This window comes from Streptomyces sp. SID12501 (assembly GCF_010550245.1).
GTDB lineage: Bacteria > Actinomycetota > Actinomycetes > Streptomycetales > Streptomycetaceae > Streptomyces.
In genome coordinates this window covers 1-18,388 of the sequence record NZ_JAAGLU010000077.1, presented here as the reverse complement: position 1 = coordinate 18,388, position 18,388 = coordinate 1, and the positions used below count along the sequence as shown (strand labels likewise).

General features: G+C 70.7%; 17 protein-coding genes. 3 read left to right on the top strand and 14 right to left on the bottom strand.

Features of this window, described 5'->3' with window-relative positions; all coding sequences use genetic code 11:
- Together G3I71_RS43915 and G3I71_RS43910 are read right to left on the bottom strand one after the other, a co-directional pair.
- A partial coding sequence (locus tag G3I71_RS43915) for an NAD(P)-binding protein (protein ID WP_164324301.1) occupies window positions 1-425 on the bottom strand: 425 nt, incomplete at its 3' end.
- A gap of 233 nt (window positions 426-658) precedes the next feature.
- A complete protein-coding gene (locus tag G3I71_RS43910) occupies window positions 659-1,558 on the bottom strand; it encodes a TIGR01777 family oxidoreductase (RefSeq protein WP_203732950.1) in 900 nt (299 codons plus the stop codon).
- Between the two features lie 62 nt (window positions 1,559-1,620).
- On the opposite strand from G3I71_RS43910, the gene G3I71_RS43905 reads away from it, so the two are divergent.
- Window positions 1,621-2,205 carry a GNAT family N-acetyltransferase gene (locus tag G3I71_RS43905; protein WP_164324299.1) on the top strand — a complete coding sequence of 195 codons (585 nt, stop codon included), beginning with the start codon at window positions 1,621-1,623 and terminating at the stop codon, window positions 2,203-2,205.
- Between the two features lie 38 nt (window positions 2,206-2,243).
- On the opposite strand, the gene G3I71_RS43900 is transcribed toward G3I71_RS43905, so the two are convergent.
- Window positions 2,244-3,428 (bottom strand): MarP family serine protease, encoded by a 1,185-nt coding sequence (locus G3I71_RS43900; protein WP_164324297.1) that lies wholly within the window; start codon window positions 3,426-3,428, stop codon window positions 2,244-2,246.
- Between the two features lie 241 nt (window positions 3,429-3,669).
- Between G3I71_RS43900 and G3I71_RS43895 the strand changes: the two genes are divergently transcribed.
- Both G3I71_RS43895 and G3I71_RS43890 read left to right on the top strand, forming a co-directional pair.
- Entirely contained in the window at window positions 3,670-4,446 is a 777-nt protein-coding gene (locus G3I71_RS43895) for a peptidoglycan recognition protein (RefSeq protein WP_164324295.1), read from the top strand.
- 123 nt (window positions 4,447-4,569) lie between these two features.
- Window positions 4,570-4,848 carry a hypothetical protein gene (locus tag G3I71_RS43890; protein WP_164324271.1) on the top strand — a complete coding sequence of 93 codons (279 nt, stop codon included), beginning with the start codon at window positions 4,570-4,572 and terminating at the stop codon, window positions 4,846-4,848.
- Window positions 4,849-4,858: 10 nt separating this feature from the next.
- Here the strand turns inward: G3I71_RS43890 and G3I71_RS43885 are convergent, their stop codons facing one another.
- From G3I71_RS43885 to sucB, 11 genes are all read right to left on the bottom strand, one after another.
- Window positions 4,859-5,383, bottom strand: coding sequence for a DUF4240 domain-containing protein (locus tag G3I71_RS43885; protein ID WP_164324305.1), 525 nt, complete (start codon window positions 5,381-5,383; stop codon window positions 4,859-4,861).
- Between the two features lie 93 nt (window positions 5,384-5,476).
- Complete coding sequence (locus G3I71_RS43880) at window positions 5,477-6,697, bottom strand: RNA-guided endonuclease TnpB family protein (RefSeq protein ID WP_164324293.1); 1,221 nt, start codon at window positions 6,695-6,697, stop codon at window positions 5,477-5,479.
- 334 nt (window positions 6,698-7,031) lie between these two features.
- The gene (locus G3I71_RS43875) at window positions 7,032-8,078 is read right to left on the bottom strand and encodes a YafY family protein (RefSeq protein ID WP_164324290.1); all 1,047 of its coding nucleotides are present in this window, start codon (window positions 8,076-8,078) and stop codon (window positions 7,032-7,034) included.
- Between the two features lie 138 nt (window positions 8,079-8,216).
- A complete protein-coding gene (gene aceE, locus G3I71_RS43870) occupies window positions 8,217-10,928 on the bottom strand; it encodes a pyruvate dehydrogenase (acetyl-transferring), homodimeric type (protein ID WP_164324288.1) in 2,712 nt (903 codons plus the stop codon).
- Window positions 10,929-11,218: 290 nt separating this feature from the next.
- Complete coding sequence (locus G3I71_RS43865; RefSeq protein WP_164324286.1) at window positions 11,219-11,842, bottom strand: GntR family transcriptional regulator; 624 nt, start codon at window positions 11,840-11,842, stop codon at window positions 11,219-11,221.
- A gap of 177 nt (window positions 11,843-12,019) precedes the next feature.
- On the bottom strand, window positions 12,020-13,228 hold the full coding sequence (locus tag G3I71_RS43860) for an ABC transporter permease (protein WP_164324303.1): 1,209 nt from the start codon (window positions 13,226-13,228) through the stop codon (window positions 12,020-12,022).
- Window positions 13,229-13,281: 53 nt separating this feature from the next.
- Entirely contained in the window at window positions 13,282-14,076 is a 795-nt protein-coding gene (locus G3I71_RS43855; protein WP_164324284.1) for an ABC transporter ATP-binding protein, read from the bottom strand.
- Complete coding sequence (locus G3I71_RS43850) at window positions 14,073-15,512, bottom strand: peptidoglycan-binding protein (RefSeq protein WP_164324281.1); 1,440 nt, start codon at window positions 15,510-15,512, stop codon at window positions 14,073-14,075. The genes G3I71_RS43855 and G3I71_RS43850 overlap by 4 nt, the downstream gene beginning before the upstream one ends.
- A 3-nt stretch (window positions 15,513-15,515) precedes the next feature.
- Window positions 15,516-16,493 (bottom strand): hypothetical protein, encoded by a 978-nt coding sequence (locus G3I71_RS43845; RefSeq protein WP_164324279.1) that lies wholly within the window; start codon window positions 16,491-16,493, stop codon window positions 15,516-15,518.
- Between the two features lie 62 nt (window positions 16,494-16,555).
- On the bottom strand, window positions 16,556-16,945 hold the full coding sequence (locus tag G3I71_RS43840) for a hypothetical protein (RefSeq protein WP_164324276.1): 390 nt from the start codon (window positions 16,943-16,945) through the stop codon (window positions 16,556-16,558).
- Window positions 16,946-17,389: 444 nt separating this feature from the next.
- Window positions 17,390-18,388 (bottom strand): 2-oxoglutarate dehydrogenase, E2 component, dihydrolipoamide succinyltransferase (sucB, locus tag G3I71_RS43835; protein ID WP_164324274.1); only part of this gene is annotated, 999 nt, incomplete at its 5' end.

Sequence of the window (18,388 nt, the reverse complement as noted above, 5' to 3'; positions counted from 1 at the left end):
CCGGTGCGCGCCCTCGCCGATGCCGTCAGACGGGGGGACCTGGCCGTCCTCGCCGACCTCGGGGCGCTCGCCAGGGCGCGCACAGCGCCGAGTGCGCCCCGTGCGCCCCCGCCGCCCAGCGGGGCGCCCGCGCGGTGCCGGTGTCCGTCGCTGTGCACCAGGACACCCGGTGCGAAGGAACGCAGGACGAGCGCGTCGAGGCCCGGGGTCAGCCGCAGTTCGGGATACGACGTGGACAGCAGCTGCCCGATCCGGTCGAGCCGGAAGCCGTCGACCTTCTCGGTCGCCATCCGGCCGCCGACGTAAGGGGCGGCCTCCAGGACCGCGGTCGTTACTCCTGCGCTGGTCAGCCGATGGGCCGCCGCGAGTCCGGCGACACCGGCCCCCACAATGACGACGTCCGCCTGGTACGCGGGCTCAAGCACGTGCCCTCCCTCGATCGCGGTGACGCGGCCGGCCGGGGCACCGTTGCCCCAACAGGCGTACGGGATAAGCGAGTTCGGTCGTACCGACGGTTCCGACCGTTCCGACCGTTCCGATCGAGAGTAGGGCTGCTCGCGACGGGCGGAAGTCGCGCATGAACAGGGCACGGTCGCACACCGGTCGCATGCGGTCGCACCCTGTCACCCGGGGTGTGGGCCAGGGGCGTGGAGGAGGATCAGGCCCGCGCCGCCCGGATCGCGTCGTCGATCTCCGGGAACGCGAACGTGAACCCGGACTCCAGCAGTCGCTTCGGCAGTACCCGCGCGCTGCCGAGCACGTCCCCGGACATCTCGCCCAGCACCGCGCGCAGCACGGGCGCGGGCACCGTGAACAGGGTCGGCCGCCCCAGCACGCGGCCCATCGCCGCCGTGATCTCCCGGTTGGTGAGCGGCTGCGGCGCCGTCAGGTTGAACGCCCCGGACAGCCCGTCGGTGTCGATGAGATGCCGGATCGCCGCCACCTCGTCGTGCAGCGCGATGAACGACCAGTACTGGGAGCCGTCCCCCATCCGTCCGCCCAGGCCCGCCTTGAACAGCGGAAACAGCTTTCCCCAGGCCCCGCCGCCGCTCGCCACCACCAGCCCGGTCCGCGCGAAGACCGTCCGTACGCCCGCCTCCTCGGCGGCGCCCGCGGCCCCCTCCCACTCCACGCACACCGACGGCAGGAAGCCCTCTCCCGCAGGCGCGTCCTCGTCCACGGCCCGCTCGCCGGTCTCCCCGTAGTAGCCCATCGCGCTGCCGTTCACGAAGACCCGCGGCGGCTCGTCCATCGAGGCGACGGCCTCGGCGAGCGTCGTCGTGCCCAGGACGCGGCTGTCGCGGATCGTCCGTTTGTACGCGTCCGTCCAGCGCCGGCTGCCGACCCCCGCCCCGGCCAGGTTCACCACGGCGGTGCAGCCCGCGAGTCCGGCCGCGTCGATCGTCCGCCGTTCGGGGTCCCAGCGGACCTCGTCCTTCGTCCGGGGCGCATGCCGTACCAGGCGGGCGACTTCGTGCCCGTCGGCGGTCAGGGACCGCACCAGGGCCGTACCGATGAGACCGGACGCACCGGCCACCGCGATTCGAGAGCGTTCCATGCCCCCATCCTGCGCCACCGGCCCCGGACCCGTTGTCGCACCCCGGCCCTAGAGTTGTCCCCATGCCGCCCGAGCCGCGTCAACCGAACCAGCAGCAGCACCGGCACCAGCCGCCCGACGAATACGAGGGCCACAAGGATCACGAGGGCCATGAGGGTCACGAGCCGTTCGTGCGACTCGCCGTGCCCGACGACGGCGACGCCCTCGGCAGACTCGACCGCGCCACCTGGTCCACCCTGCACGCCGTCACACCCCGGGCCAGACCGCCGTACACGCCGTTCTTCCACGAGACCTCCGACCCGGGCGACCACCTGGTCGCCGTCGCCGGTGAAGGTCTGGTCGTGGGCTATGTCAAGCTCGCCCGGCCCACTCCGCTCGCGTCGAACGCACACGTCCGGCAGATCCAGGGGCTCGCCGTCTCCGACGAGGCGCGCGGCATGGGCGTCGGGCGGCTGCTGATCCGGGCCGCCGTGGCCGAGGCCCGCCGCCGGGGCGCCCTGCGCCTCTCGCTGCGCGTCCTCGGGCACAACACCCCGGCCCGGGGGCTGTACGAGTCGGAGGGCTTCGTCGTCGAGGGCGTCCAGCCCAGGGAGTTCCTGCTGGACGGGGAGTTCGTGGACGACGTCCTCATGGGCCGGGCGCTGTAGTCGCCCAGATGACTCCGTAACCACCCAGGTGGGGACGGCTAGGTCGTCACCAGGTCGCCCGTGTCCACCGCCGCCGTCGCGGTCGCCGCGCGTTTCGCGTCGCCGGAGACCTCGTCCACCGTCAGGACGTATCCCGTCTCGTCGTCGGACGTGGAGCGGGCGAAGACCACGCCGGACACCTTGCCGTCGGTGGTCAGGAGCGGGCCGCCGGAGTTGCCGGGCCGGACGGTCGAGCGGATCGAGTAGATCTCGCGGGTCACCGTCTCGTTGTTGTAGATGTTCTGGCCCCTCGCCCGTACCTTGTCGGCGACCGTGGCGGCCTGCAGATTCAGGTCGCCGTCCTGGGGATAGCCCGCGACCACCGCCGAGTCGCCCCGCTTCGCGCTGTCGTCGAAGCGCAGGACGGGCGCGCGCAGATCGGGGACGTACAGCACGGCCACGTCCCTCTCGGGGTCGAAGAGCACCACCCGGGCCTCGTGCGCCGTCCCGACCCCGCCGACCCGGACGGTCGGGTTGTCGATGCCCGCCACCACATGGGCGTTGGTCATCACATGCCGGGCCGCGTACACGAAACCGCTGCCCTCCCGGCCCTGGGTGCCCGCGACGCCCTCGATCTTGACCGTGCTCAGCTTGGCCGCGTTCGTCGCGCTCGCCGTGACACTGTCCCCGGTCGGCTTGGCGACACTCGTCGCCGGTTCGTTCTCGAAGGGGTTGAAGACCTGCGGGAAGCCCGCCTGGGTGAGCGCGGACGTGGCCCGCGAGAACCAGGTCGGGGTCGTCTCCGGCATCGAGTTCTGCACCGCGCCCAGCAGCGCCGAGTCCCGGATCGCCGTCGTGACCACCGGCGAGGAGGAGGCGCCCAGGACGCTCGCGGCCACCCAGGCCACCAGCAGCACGGCGACCGCGTTGGCCACGCCCCCGCCCACCCCGTCGGCGACCCGCAGCGGCCCCCGGTCCAGTTCGCGGCGCAGCCTCAGCGCGAACCGGCCCATCACCTCGTGGCCCACCACGGCCGGCACCAGCACCGTGAGCACGGCCGTCACCGTCGCCGTCGGCGTCCCCGCCGTCACCAGCTCCATGATCCAGGGCAGCACCCACACCCCGATGACGGCGCCGCCCACGAACCCGGCCAGAGAGACGCAGCCCGCCACCAGGCCACGCCGGTAACCGGACGCCGCATAGCCGACGATCACCAGCAACAGCAGGATGTCGAGCAGGTCCACTCCGGCCGCCTTTCCTTTGGACCCATTGGTCCCCCGTACACATGCCTCGCATGCGGTAGTACGCGCGGGAAGGGCCCGGTGATCAGCCGCCGATCAGTCACCTGCGCGTATCAGGCACCTTGACCTGTAAAAACGTCCCGGACCGGGATATTGGTTCCACCAAGTGGCACACCACACATCGCGGGCGGAACCGTACTGGCCAACAGTGGGTCCCATGGGGTCCAAGGAGTCCAAGGGGTCCATGAGTGACTCGCGTGTCCGCCGCGTGCCGGGCGCCGCCCGCGTGGCGCTCGCCTGCCTGCCCGGAATCGCCGTCGTCGTCGGGCTGGTCCTGTGGACGACCGGCGTCGACCGTACGACCCCGCGCCGGGCATACCCCGTCGTGACCCGCCAGGCCGTCGCCCACTCCGCCGCCAAGCCGCGCATCGTGCCCCGTACCGTCTGGATCGAGGACGCCGAACGCGAGCAGCCGCCGCCGCGCTACGACGACCGGGTCGTCGCCGTGTTCGTCCACCACACCGACTCGCCCAACGGCTACGACTGCGCCGACGCGCCCCGCATCATCCGCTACCTGTACGCCGGCCAGACCGGCTCCCGCGACTGGGACGACATCGGCTACAACTTCGTCGTCGACCGCTGCGGCACCGTCTACGAAGGCCGCGCGGGCGGAGTCGACCGCCCCGTCACCGGCGCCCACACCCAGGGCTTCAACCATCGCACCGTCGGCATCGCAGCCCTCGGTACCTTCACCGCGGGCGTGCCCGTGCCGCAGGCCATGACCGACGCGATCGCAGCCGTCGCCGCCTGGAAACTCGGCCTCTCGGGCACCGACCCGCGCGGTGGCGCACGCCTGGTCTCCAGCAACGACCTCAGCCGCTACGCGTCCGGCACCGCCGTCACCCTGCCCGCTCTGGCGGGCCACAACGCCGGCTACATGACGAGCTGCCCCGGAGCCGCCCTCACGGCCCGCCTCCCGGCGATCAGACAGACGGCGGCACGTCTGCAGGGCCGGCGCTGAGCCGACAAGAACAAAGTCGCACACGCGCCGACGCGGGCTCACAGGTACATCACAGCGCGTTCAACGAGGCGCCCCAACTCCCCGTCCTACCTTCGTCGTACGCACTGACCGGAGGTGGGGATCATGAGCAGCAGCAGTCGTACGAACCCGCTGGAGCGGACCGAACGGACCGAACGGACCGACCGCAAGAGGTCTTCCAGCGGCTGGGCCGGGGCCGCACGGAACCCGTGGACCGTGCTCTGCGCGGTGGCGACGGTCGTCCTGGGCCCGGCGGCGGTCACGGCATCCGCCCTCGACCAGGCCAACGCGGCCCCCATGCACCACCACGCCGTACGGGTCGACCACACGCAGCAGGCCTACATCCCGTCGGACCTGACCCGCCGCCGCGGCACGGCGGCCTGAGGGACGGCTCTCAGGCGCCCTTGAACCGCTGCCACAGCTTGGGATACCGGTCGGCGAGGGCCCCTTCGTCCGCCAGGGCGATGGGCGTCCCCTCGGGCTCCGCCGACGCGGGCGGAATACCCAGATCCGGGGCGACGGTACCGGTGAGCTGCTCGTACGCCTCGTCGGCCGCGTAGCCCAACTCCTCGCCGTCCCCGTCGATCTCCGGATCGAAGTCGTCCAGGAGATCGGCGAGCGAGTCCGGGTCGCCGTGCAGGGCGCCCTCGAAGACCTCGCGGCCCTGGCCGATCAGCCAGCACCGGAAGAAGTCGAAGGCGTCGTCGTCGGCCCCGTCGAGCAGTACCCGGGCGGCGCCCCACAGGTCCCAGCGGTAGGCCCGGTTGTAGCGGGCCTCGAAATGGCGGGCGAAGTCGAGGACCGAGTCCGGGTCGAGCTGGAGCAACTGCTCGACCAGCAGATCGGCCTGATCCTCGGGGTCACCCTCGGCGGCCTCGCGGGTCGCGTCCACCAGCTTCCAGAACTCCGTCTCGTCCATCACGGGTACAGCATCGGGCCTGGAGGGGAGGGACGCACGTGGAGATACGCGGATTTGAATCCTCCCCTCCCTGAAGGGAAGGGGATTCCTGGCTCAGGCCGCCTCCTGGAGCAGCGCTCCAGGAGGTCTTCTGCCATCGGCGCCAGCCGGGTTGAGACCAGCCCGGACGAGCATGACGTGTGCGGAGTTCTTGTCCCGTGGGGACACGTTTCCGCATACGGTGCAGGTGTAGGTGCGCTCACCCAGCGGCAGGCGATGCTTGGCTCTCGCATCGCAGTGCGCGCAGTCCATCGTGGTGTGCGCGGGGTGGACGAGGCGGATGTCCCGCCCGTGCTTGCGGCCCATCTCGATCAGAGCGGCCTTGGTGGCCCCGATGGCGGCGTCGGCAGCCTTGCGGGCCATGGTGCTCCTGGCGAGGAACTTCGGGCGGAAGTCCTCAACGGCGATGGCGTCGTGGTCGCGGACGACCTTCTTGGCCCACTTGCGGCCGGTGTCCGCACGCTGCCTGGCGACCTTTTTGTGCGCCTTCGCCCGCAGTTTCTTCGCTTCGCGGTAGCCCTTCGATCCGGGCTGGCCCTTCTTCGGTTTACGGCGGGCCATCATCCGGTCGTACCGGGTCAGCTGCGCCCGCGCCTTCTTGCCGTGCTCGGCGTGCGGCAGGTCGTGGGCATCGGAGGTGGTGGTCGCGGTCTCCTTCACGCCCCAGTCGACGCCGAGGACGCGGCCGGTCTCCGGCAGGGGCTGGACCTGGGCCGGGATGATGAACGAGCAGTACCAGTGGCCGAGGCTGTCCTGGTAGACGCGCACTGAGGACGGCTCGCCGGGCAGTTCCCGCGACCACACCACCGTCAAGACGATGCCGCCCGCCAGGTGCAGACGTCCGTCCTTCAACCGGAAGCCACGTTTGGTGTAGTTGAGGGTCGCCGGCGCCTCGTGCTTCTTCTTGTAGGTGGGCATACCCGCGCGGCGTGCCATGGGCAGGCGCTCTTTGATGTCCTTGTGCGCCTTGGCGCGGGAGCGGCCGAAGTCACGGATGACCTGCTGCTGGACAACGGACGAGCCCTCACGCAGCCACGGTGTACGGGCGCGGGCTTCGGTCAGCATCCTGTCGAGCTGAGCCGGACCGCACGTGGCCTTCTGGCCGGCGGCCTTGTTGTGCAGGTGTACGGCCTTGGACTTGGCGGCACATTCGTTCCACACCCACCGGCATCGGCCCCACTCCGCCGCCAGAGCGGCGCCGGCAGCGCACGACATGCGCAGCCGGTAGGTGTAGCGGGCATGCCCCACCTCCGCAGCCGCCCTCACCTGCGCCATCTCGCCCCCTCACGCTCCCTGGCCGGGACACCGTGCCGTCCCGAACCCCCTGAAGGACCATACGTACGACAGCCGCACAAACAGACCCCGATCCCCCAGCCTCACCCCGACCAGCGATCACAGGAACGCACGTTCGCATCGCCTCGATGAGGGGCCAACAGAGGTACGGGCGCTCCGCGCCCTGAAACCGGATACGGCGACGCTCCGCGTCACGACACCCGGATGCGATTCCTCCCCGGCGTGAACGCCAGGGCCTCCTTGAAAGAAAACAGGGGAAAACAGGTGATGGGGTGTACAGGCCCGCCGGCCTCGCGAGCTCGCGCCTCGCGGTGAACTACGCGGCTGGTGGAGGTGGGTGTGGAGGGGAGTACAGCGCCCCCAGCCGCCGCGCGTCCCGCGTGAACCGCGCCCGCAGTTCCGGCGGCGCCAGCACCTCCGCCTCCGGCCCGAGCGCCGCCAACTGCGTATGGGCGACCTCCGCCGACTCCACGGCGAGCGTCACGGTGACCCGGCCCAGCGCGTCGGGCTCGCCGCCGGTCGACAGCGCGTCCCGGGCGGACACGGGATCGACGGTGTACGGCAGTCTGCGCGCCCCTTCCGCCGACAGCCGTACGACGACCTCGGCGCGCAGGATCGACCGCGCGAACTGCTCCGCCCGCTCCTCCCAGAACGCGGGCAGGTCGAAGTCGGCGTCGCGTGCGAAGTGTTCGTGGCGGCCGGGGGCCTGGCCGGTGGCCTGCACGGAGGTGAACCGGTCGACGCGGTACACCCGGAAGGACCCGGACCCGGGCTCACGACCGGCGTGGTCCGGCACCCGGGCGCACAGGTACCAGACGCCCGCCTTGAGGACGAGCCCGTACGGCTCCAGGTCGCGCTCCACGTCGGTGCCCCCGGGGCCGCCGCGCCGGTAGCGGGCCAGGATCGGACGGTCGTCCCACACCGCCTCCGCGACGGCGGACAGCGACTCGGGAGTCGGGGGCTCGCTGAACCAGGCGGGGGCGTCCAGATGGAAACGCTGGGCGGCTGTGCGGGGGGCGTCGCGGAGGGAGGGCAGTAGGGCGGCGGACACCTTGAGGCGGGCCGCCGAGGCGGTGTCCTCCAGCCCCATCTCGCGCAGGGCGCCCGGTACTCCGCTCAGGAACAGCGCCTCGGCCTCGCCGCGGGCCAGTCCGGTGAGGCGGGTACGGTATCCGCCGACCAGCCGGTAACCGCCGGCCCGGCCCCGGTCGGCGTACACGGGCACGCCCGCCTCGGACAGGGCCTGCGCGTCCCGGGTGACGGTGCGCTCGGACACCTCCAGCTCCCGGGCCAGCTCGGCGGCGGTCATGGAGGGCCTGGACTGGAGCAGCAGCACCATTTTGATGAGGCGGGCAGCGCGCATGGGTTCATGATGCCCGGGGGTGCGGGAAGGGTTCTCGCCCCGGCCGGACGGGCTGGAGATGCCGGGCGCGCTCAAGGGGTTCGAGGGCGCCCGGCGAACGGACTGGAAACGGGCGGGTGGGTGGGTAAAAACCGCCCCCTACAACCCGTACCGCTCCCGTGCCTCCTTCACCGACGTGGCCTTGACTTCCCCCCGCCGCGCCAACTGTGCCAACCCCGCCACGACGATCGACTCCGCGTCGACCCCGAAGTACCGCCGAGCAGCGTCCCGCGTGTCCGACAGTCCGAATCCGTCCGCGCCCAGTGACGAGTAGTCCTGCTCGACCCACTGGGCGATCTGGTCCGGCACCTGGCGCATGTAGTCGGACACCGCCAGCACCGGCCCCTCGGCCCCCTGGAGGGCCTGACGGACGTACGGCACCCGCTCCTCGCCCCGCAGCAGCGCCGCATCCGCGTCCAGCGCGTCCCGCCGCAGCTCGGTCCAGGACGTCGCCGACCACACGTCGGCCGCCACGCCCCACTCCTCGGCGAGCAGCCGCTGCGCCTTCAGAGCCCAGTGGATCGCCGTACCGGAGCCGAGCAGCTGGATGCGCGGCGCGTTGGCGGCCGGTGAGAGCCCCGCCGACTCCGCCGTGTTGAAGCGGTACAGGCCCTTGATGATGCCCTCGTCGATGCCGGAAGGGGTCGGCTTCGCGGGCTGCGGGATCGGCTCGTTGTAGACGGTCAGGTAGTAGAAGACGTTCGGGTCCTCGCCGGGCGCCGTCTCGCCGTACATGCGGCGCAGACCGTCACGCACGATCACCGCGACCTCGTACGCGAAGGCCGGGTCGTACGACAGCGCGGCCGGGTTCGTCGCGGCGATCACCGGGGAGTGGCCGTCGGCGTGCTGGAGGCCCTCGCCCGTGAGTGTCGTACGGCCGGCCGTCGCGCCGACCAGGAAGCCTCGGCCGAGCTGGTCGCCGAGCTGCCACATCTGGTCGGCCGTGCGCTGCCAGCCGAACATCGAGTAGAAGATGTAGAAGGGGATCATCGGCTCGCCGTGCGTCGAGTACGACGTCGACGCGGCGATGAAGTCCGCCATGGAACCGGCCTCGGTGATCCCCTCGTTGAGGATCTGGCCGTCCTTGGCCTCCTTGTAGTACATCAGCTGGTCGCGGTCGACCGGCTCGTACGTCTGGCCCTTGGGGGAGTAGATCCCGAGGGACGGGAAGAGCGACTCCATGCCAAAGGTGCGTGCCTCGTCCGGGACGATCGGCACCCAGCGACGGCCCGTCTCCTTGTCGCGGACCAGGTCCTTGACCAGGCGTACGAAGGCCATCGTCGTGGCGATGTTCTGTGAGCCGGAGCCCTTGTCGAACGACGTGAACGTCTTCTCCGCCGGGGCGGGGAGCGGGGCGACTGCCTGCGTACGGCGGGTCGGGGCCGGGCCGCCGAGGGCCGCGCGGCGCTCCTGGAGGTAACGGACCTCGGGGGAGTCGGCGCCCGGGTGGCCGTACGGCACCACACCGTCGACGAACTGCGCGTCGGAGATGGGGAGTTCGAGCAGATCACGCATCTGCTTGAACTCGTCCACCGACAGCTTCTTCATCTGGTGGTTGGCGTTCTTCGACGCGAAGCCCTCGCCCAGGGTGAAGCCCTTGACCGTCTGGGCCAGGATGACCGTCGGCGCGCCCTTGAACTCGACCGCCGCCTTGTAGGCCGCGTACACCTTGCGCGACTCGTGACCACCGCGCGAGAGGTGGAAACACTCGAGGATCTTGTCGTCGCTCAGCAGCTTCGCCATCTCGACGAGCGCCGGGTCCTTGCCGAAGAAGTCGGCGCGGATGTAGGCGGCGTCGCGCGTCTGGTACGTCTGCACCTGGGCGTCCGGCACCTCACGGAGCCTGCGTACGAGCGCACCCGTCGTGTCGAGCTGGAACAGCTCGTCCCACGCCGTACCCCAGAGGGTCTTGATCACGTTCCAGCCCGCGCCGCGGAACTGTGCCTCCAGCTCCTGCACGATCTTGAAGTTCGCGCGGACCGGGCCGTCGAGCCGCTGGAGGTTGCAGTTGATGACGAAGGTGAGGTTGTCCAGGCCCTCGCGGGAGGCGAGCGCGAGGGCGGCCGTCGACTCCGGCTCGTCCATCTCGCCGTCGCCGAGGAACGCCCACACGTGGGACGCGGAGACGTCCTTGATGCTGCGGTTGGTGAGGTAGCGGTTGAAGCGTGCCTGGTAGATCGCTGACAGCGGACCGAGGCCCATCGACACCGTCGGGAACTCCCACAGCCAGGGCAGCCGGCGCGGGTGCGGGTAGGACGGGAGGCCGTTGCCGCCCGCCTCCTGCCGGAACTTGTCGAGATGGGCCTCGGTCAGCCGGCCGTCGAGGAAGGCGCGGGCGTAGATACCGGGGGAGGCGTGGCCCTGGATGTACAGCTGGTCACCGGAGCCGGGCGACTCCTGGGACTCCTTGCCCTTGAAGAAGTGGTTGAAGCCGGTCTCGTACAGCCAGGCCGCCGAGGCGAAGGTGGCGATGTGGCCGCCCACGCCGTGTTTGCTGCCCCGGGTCACCATGGCCGCCGCGTTCCAGCGGTTCCAGGCGGTGATCCGGTGCTCCATCGCCTCGTCGCCGTCCACTACGGGCTCGGCGGCGGTGGGGATGGTGTTGACGTAGTCCGTCTCCAGGAGCTTGGGCAGCGCGATGCCGTTGCCCTCGGCGCGCTCCAGCGTGCGGCGCATCAGATACGCGGCCCGGTGCGGCCCGGCCGCCTTGGTGACCGCGTCCAGTGAGGCCTGCCATTCGGCGGTCTCTTCGGGGTCGCGGTCATGGAGCTGGTCGAGCTCGCTCGGCTGGATGGCCTTGGGGTCGGTCATGTCGCCGCCTTCCTCAGTCGAAGGGGGTTCCCTCGTCGGCAAGGGTTCGGGGGTGCCCTTGGTCTTTGGCAGGACAGGGCTGCGGGTCCTTGGCGGTGTCAGTTCTGTGACTCCGCCACGGGCCCGGGGGCGACTCTAACTCGTTGATCGATGATCGATCAAAGGGTTGAGGGCAAAACCTCTTGATCGCGAGAAAGTAGGCACGGGGTGCCTTGGGCGCGGGCACCGGGTGCCGTAGTTATCTGCCGTTTTCGCAGGTGAGCGGCTACACGCTTGGTGGCTCGGTCGCGTCAGGGCCGCGGTGCGCACCCCAGCACATGGGCCTTCACCAGCTCGGCGATCCGTGGATCCCGGCGGCGGAACGCGGCGACCAGCTCCTCGTGCTCCTCCGCGTACGACTGCTGGACCGTCCCCAGCCAGCGGATCGACAACGCCGTGAACACCTCGATGCCCAGCCCCTCCCAGGTGTGCAGGAGCACCGAGTTCCCGGCCGCGCGCACCATCTCGCGATGGAATCCCACCGTGTGCCGGACCTGGCCGGTTCCGTCCGACGCGCGGTCCGCCTCGTACAGGGCGGCGACATGCGGTTCGAGGGCCGAGCAGTCGTCCGCCAGCTTCCCCGCCGCCAGCTCCGCCGCGATGGCCTCCAGACCGGCCCGGACGGGGTAGCTCTCCTCCAGGTCGGCGGCGGTCAGATTCCGGACACGGACGCCCTTGTTGGGCGCCGACTCGATCAGCCGCAGCGACTCCAGCTCGCGCAGCGCCTCCCGCACGGGCGTCTGGCTGACCTCCAGCTCGGTCGCGATCCGGCGCTCGACGATCCGCTCGCCCGGCTTCCAGCGCCCGCTGACGATCCCCTCCACGATGTGCTCGCGGATCTGCTCGCGCAGCGAGTGGACGACGGGCGCGGTCATGAGGGCTCCTTGAGGGAGGGGCTTCGGCCCCAGGGGCTTTGACCTTTAGACAATAAGGCCGCGTCCCTGCCCAGAGGGGTTCCGGGCCGGAGCGCGGCCGAACGTGAGACGAGCGTTACAGACCGGACAGGGCTCACGCCACAGCTTGTACGACCGTCGACGACAGCGTCGTGGGCCTCAGCGGCGCAGGGCCTCCACCGGCTGGATGCGGGCCGCCCGCCACGCCGGGTACACCCCCGCCAGCAGACCCGTGAGCATGCCGGCGGCCGGTGCCGTCGCGACCGTCAGGGGTTCCACCACCGCCGTCCAGTGCTGGGCCACGGCGACCCCGACCACGACCAGGGTGCCGACGCTGGCCCCCACCAGACCGCCGAGCAGCCCCAGTACCGCCGACTCGGTGAGGAACTGGCCGGTCACATGGATACCGCGCGCCCCCAGCGCTCGGCGCAGCCCGATCTCCGGGGTGCGTTCCAGGACCGCGACCAGGGTGGTGTTCGCGATGCCCACCGCGCCGATCACCAGGCAGACACAGGCCAGCAGCAGGAACAACTGCCCCAGGTCGGAGGAGACCGAGGAGCGCAGCGCCTTCGGGTCGGGCGGCGGCACCGCGCCGAACCGGTCCTGGTGCGCCGGGTCGAGGGCCACGGGTACCTCGTCGGCGATCTGACGGGCCGCGCCGACGTCCGTCGACACCAGCATCTTCGCCCGGCTGCCGCTGTCCGGGGTGCCCCAGATGTCCTCGGCGGTGGTGCGCGGCACGATCACCGACAGCAGCAGTCCCGTCTCGCGCTTCACGTCCTCCAGGATGCCGACGACCGTGAAGGCCCGGCCGCCGATGTGGACCGCGGGGGCGTTCTCCAGCGAGGTGATGCCCAGCCGCGAGGCCAGGCCCGCGCCCAGCACGGCGACCGGCTGCCGGTGCTCGCTGTGCCAGGCACCGAACAGCCGCCCCTCGCGCAGCGTCGGCTCCACGGCCCTGAGCAGCCCCGGGTCCGCCGCTACGACATTCGCCCCCCGCTCCCCGTCACCCGCGTCCCCGGTCAGAGTGGCCCGTACGGTGTCGTCCGCCCGCCCCTCCAGCCGGACCTGCCAGTACACGCCGGCGTGCTCGACGCCGTGCAGCTTCTCGACCCGGCGCTGCGCGTCGTCGGGGAAGGACAGCGGCACGTCGTCGGCTTCGCTCCCGCCGGTGTCCTCGACGGTCACCTCGGTCGCCGTGAGCGCGTTGAAGGTGCTGTCGATCTGGGCGGAGGTGGTCGCCGTCAGCCCGAGCACGGCGACGAAGGTGCCCACCCCGAGCACGGTCCCCAGGCTGGTCAGCGCCGACCGTCCCGGCCGCTGGAGCAACCCGCCCAGTGCCTCGGAGACCAGGTCCCGCGGGCTCATCCGGGTGGTGAGGCGCGGGGCGGCGGGGACGCGGCGCGCACGCCGGAAGCGGATCACTTCCGTACCCCGCTCTCTGTGTCTTGTGTGTCTTCTCTGGCTTCTCTGTTCCCTTCCGGGACCGCGTCGTTCTCCGTGAGGCTGTTCTCTCTCAGAACTCCGTCGCGGATCGTGATCGTGCGTCGGCCACGGGCGGCCACCTCGCGGTCGTGGGTGATGACGAGCAGGGTCATCCCCTCGCCGTGGAGCTGGTCGAGAAGGCTCAGTACGGACTCGGCGGTGACCGTGTCGAGGTTGCCGGTCGGCTCGTCGCACAGCAGGAGCGAGGGACGGGCCACCACGGCGCGGGCGATGGCCACCCGTTGTCGTTCACCGCCGGACAGCCGCGACGGCACCGCGTCGAGCCGGTGGCCCAGGCCCACCCGCTCCAGAGCCTCACGGGCGCGCGCGGCCCGGTTCCGACGCGGGGTGCCGTTGTAGAGAAGGGCGAGCGTGACGTTCTCCAGAGCGCTGCGGTGCGACAGCAGATGGAAGGACTGGAACACGAACCCGATGCGCTGCCCGCGCAGCGCGGTCCGCCCGGCGTCCCGGACCGCCCCGGTGTCGACCCCGTCAAGGAGATAACGCCCCGAGGTCGGCCGGTCGAGCAGCCCGGCGATGTTCAGGAACGTCGACTTCCCCGACCCGGACGGGCCTACGACGGTCACGTAGTCGCCGGTGAGAACGGTCAGGTCACAAGGGCGCAGCGCGGGCACCGGCGGCGGCCCGGGGTACGTCAGCCCGACCCCGCGGAACTCGATGACGGGCGGGGAAGCGGTGGCGGGCCCCGACGCCGTCGCGGACTCCGTCATGACGACGTGCCCACGACGACCGGGTCACCCGCGTCGAGACTCCCGCTCACTCCCGCCTCGCTCACCGGTGTGACCTGCACATACCCGTCCCCGGTCGCTCCCGTACGGACCTCCACACGCTCCCGGCGTTCACCGTGCAGCACCGTCACGGTGGTCCGGCCGTCGGTGCCGGAGGCGACCGCGGCGACCGGGACCACCAGCACCTTGCCGCCGGTGGCCGCCGAGGTGACGGTGATACGGACGTTCTGGCCGGTCAGTGACCTGGGCAGTGCCGTGTCCGGGACGACGACCACGGCGTACGTGGCGGTGTCGCCCGCGGAGCCTCCGGAGCCGCCGGAACTCCCGGAGCCGCTGCCCGAGCCCTGGCCGCCGCTCGCCGTCGGTGTCGTCGCCACCGTCGCCACCTTGCCCGCGAACTCCTTGCCGGTCAGCTCGGACAGGATCTGGGCCTTCTGGCCCTTGCGCAGCAGTGTCTTCTCGTCGGCCGCCGCGCCGCCCTGGACCACCAGATCGCCCGAGGACAGGGTGAGCAGGACGCCGGAGACGGGCTCACCGACGGCCGCGCCGACCGCGTCCAGGCGGGCCGGGAACGCTGGCAGGAAGACGACCTCGGCGGCCGGCAGCATCGCACCCGCCTGCAGCCGGGCCGTCGCGAGGTCCTCGCGGGCGTCCGCCAGGTCCTCCCGGGCCCGTTTCACCTGGGTGGTGTCCGGCTTCTCCACCGCCTCGGCGTCCTCCAGCATCCGTTCGGCGTTGCGGACGGAGTCCTTCGCGCTCTCCACGGCCTGGGCCGCCGCCTCCTCGCCGCCGGTCGAGGCGGGCCTCGGGTCGTAGCCGAGGTCGGCGTAGAGACGCTCGACGGCGTCCTGGGTGCCCGTGCCGAAAGAGCCCGTGGCATCTCCGCCGCTGCTGTACCCGAGGTCGGCCAGCGCCCGCTGGAGCTGGGTCACGTCGTCGCCCTTCGAGCCGGGCTTGAGATCCCGGTACGCGGCGACCCGGCCCCTGAGGGTGATCACCGGGCGCCCGGACACCTCGGCGACCACCTTGCCCGCCCGTACGTCGTCACCTGCGGCGTACGGCAGCTTGGACGCGATGACAGAGCCGCCTCCACCGCCGTCCCCGGAGGTGGAGGCGGACGGCGTCACCGTGACGGTCCGGCCCGCGCGCACGGTGCCGCGCAGGACGACGGTGTCGGCGAGCACCCGCCGCTCGACCTCGGCGGTGAGCACGTCGGGCTCGGGCGCCTTGGTGTCGGCGACCGCCTGGGCGGGCGACTTCACATACAGGGAGGCGGCCACACCGCCGCCCGCGAACAGCGCCGCGCCTCCGGCCACCATGGCCAGGACGCGGCGCCGCCGCACGAGTCCGGACGTCGCGCCGGAGGAGTCGGGCTCCCACTCCTGTTCACGCTCCGACTCCGGTAGTACGTCGGCCATCGGTCACACGACCTTGGCCGCGTTGCGCAGCGTCGCGTCGTAGTAGTCCCGCACGGCCTGGAGCAGCTCCGCGTTGTCCTCCACAGCCCGCTTCTCGTAGGCGAGGAACACGGCCTCGGTCACGCCGAGGTAATTGGCGGACATGCGGCATTTCACATCGGAGGTGGCCACCAATATCTCCCGCTCACTGGCCACCTGATTGGTCGACCATTCCCCGTCCTCGGCGGCGGATTTAAGGCTGCCGTACGAGAAACCGGATTTCTTCATGCATGCGGACCACGATTTCTCCATTTTTTCGAAGAGGTCCGTCTGCGTGGCACTGCTGTGTGATTCCGCCCGGATTTCCAGAATGGCGTTCAGCGGATCCGCGTTGTCCGAGCCGAATTTCTTCAGTTCGGGGGTGCCCTTGGCGATCGTCTGCTGGGCGCGGCCGGCACAGCCCCCCTCGGGGATCTCCTTGCCGTTCACCCGCTGCCCGGCGGCGGAGGCGGATGCACCCGCGGCCGCCGTGCCGTTGGCCACCAGCATCTCGGTCTCCTTCTCCCCGGTCGCCAGCCCGGGCAGGCCGGACGTCGAGTCGGAGTCCGAGCCGCTCTCCTGGTCGTCGCTGTCGCCGCCGGTGTCGGTGCCGGCGGGGTGGTAACCGTACCGCTGCGCCTGTTCGAGAGTGACCGGAAGGCCGGTGCCCTGGCTGATGTCCTCGAACATCAGCCAGTCCGAGGGCACTTCGATCTGGCTGTCGGTGAAGCCGTACTCGGCCATGCAGTCACGCAGGAGCGAAGTCTGGGCCCTGGCGAGGGTGTTGAGCTCGCTCTCGGTCGGCAAGTAGGCCGCGAGGGGCATCTTCGTCGTGGTCGCGGCCGTCGGTGTGGAGACGGGGCCGACCTTCACGGGTGTCTCGGCACTCTTCTCGTCCGCCGAGCAGCCGGTGGCAAGTCCCGTGGCCAGAAAGGCCGTCAGCAGGATGCGCAGTGTTTTCATGTCGCCTTCCAGCACGGGGCGGGCGGCCGGCCGCCCGCCCCGCGAGAGTCTGAGCTGCCGGGTCAGGCGATGCCGTAGTACCAGCTGCTGTTGCAGGAGAAGTAGTCGCCCGTGCCCGACTCGCCGACGCACGCCTTGTAGTAGACGTAGGCGCCTTCGGTGAAGTCGTAGTTGAAGTCGGCGTAGTCGCCGTTGCCGCTCGTCACCCAGTTCAGGGTGTTCACGCCGTCGTACGGAACGTACGACCGGCCGACCGCGGAGTGACCGTCGGCCGAGGTGTCCTTGACCCACACGTGGTCGCCGTCGTGCTTGAACCACTCGAGGGAGCCACCGGTCGGGTTGTAGACGGCGCCGCCGTCCGTACCCGCCGCCGAGATGCCCGCACTCCCGAGGGTGAGGACCGCCGCGCCCGCCAGGGCGAGGGCGAATCTCTTGCTTCTACTGAGAGACATTTCTTGGGTTCCGTTCCTTTTCGTGCGATCCAGTGGTGCATGAAGGGAAACGGAGGGGCAGGGATAAGCACCGTCTTGGCCTCGTCGGAGCACCCCCCCAGTCGGCGGCGGAACCTCATCCCCATGAGGAGCCGCCACCTTGGCGCCTCGGTGATCGTATGGCTCACTTCCGGCCAAGAGCAAGGTGAATTCCAAATAAACGCAAGGGATTCGAGTTCCTTTGTGTGTTCTGAGGGGAACCAATCCTTTCGCTTTTCGTTTACTGTGCATCCAGGTAATTGGATCTCTTGAAAAGAGGAAGTTGGCTGAAAATGCGGTGGCCTGATCCTGTGCCGTACCCGGTCCGGCGTCGTCACCGCCGTACCGGCAAACGACGGTGCCCCGTCCGGAGGACTCCGGACGGGGCACCGTCGTACACGTACAGCCCAGGCGGCTGGCGGCTGGTTACAGGCCGAGCTCGACCTCGAACTCGCCCGCCTCCAGGATCGCCTTGACGGCCGTCAGGTAACGGGCCGCGTCGGCGCCGTCGACCAGACGGTGGTCGTAGGACAGGGTCAGGTACGTCATGTCGCGTACGCCGATGACCGTGCCCTCCTCCGTCTCGATGACCGCCGGGCGCTTGACCGTCGCGCCGATGCCCAGGATCGCGACCTGGTTCGGCGGCACGATGATCGTGTCGAAGAGCGCACCGCGCGAGCCGGTGTTGGAGATGGTGAAGGTCGCGCCGGACAGCTCGTCCGGGGTGATCTTGTTGCTTCGGACCTTGCCCGCGAGCTCGGCCGTGGCCTTGGAGATACCGGCGATGTTGAGGTCGCCCGCGTGCTTGATGACCGGGGTCATCAGGCCCTTCTCGGAGTCCACCGCGATACCGATGCTCTCGGTGTCGAAGTAGGTGATCGTGCCCTCGGCCTCGTTGATCCGGGCGTTGATGACCGGGTAGGCCTTCAGTGCCTGGGCCGCCGCCTTCACGAAGAACGGCATCGGGGAGAGCTTGACGCCCTCACGGGCCGCGAAGGAGTCCTTCGCCTGCGCGCGGAGCTTCATCAGGCGGGTGATGTCGACCTCGACGACCGAGGACAGCTGCGCCTGCTCGCGCAGCGCCTTGACCATGTTGTCGCCGATGACCTTGCGGATGCGGGTCCTCTTGACCGTCTGACCACGCAGCGGCGAGACCTCCAGGACGGGGGTCTTGCGCGCCGAGGAGGCAGCCGGGGCGGCAGAGGCAGCGGCAACGGCGGGCGCCGGAGCGGCCGCGGCGGCCTTCGCGGCCTCGGCGGCGGCCAGGACGTCCTGCTTGCGGATACGACCGCCGACGCCGGTGCCCTTGACGGCGGCGAGATCGACGCTGTTCTCGGCGGCGAGCTTGCGCACCAGCGGGGTGACGTAGGCGCCGTCGTCACCGGAGGCGGCGGGCGCCGCAGCGGCCGGTGCCACGGGGGCGGG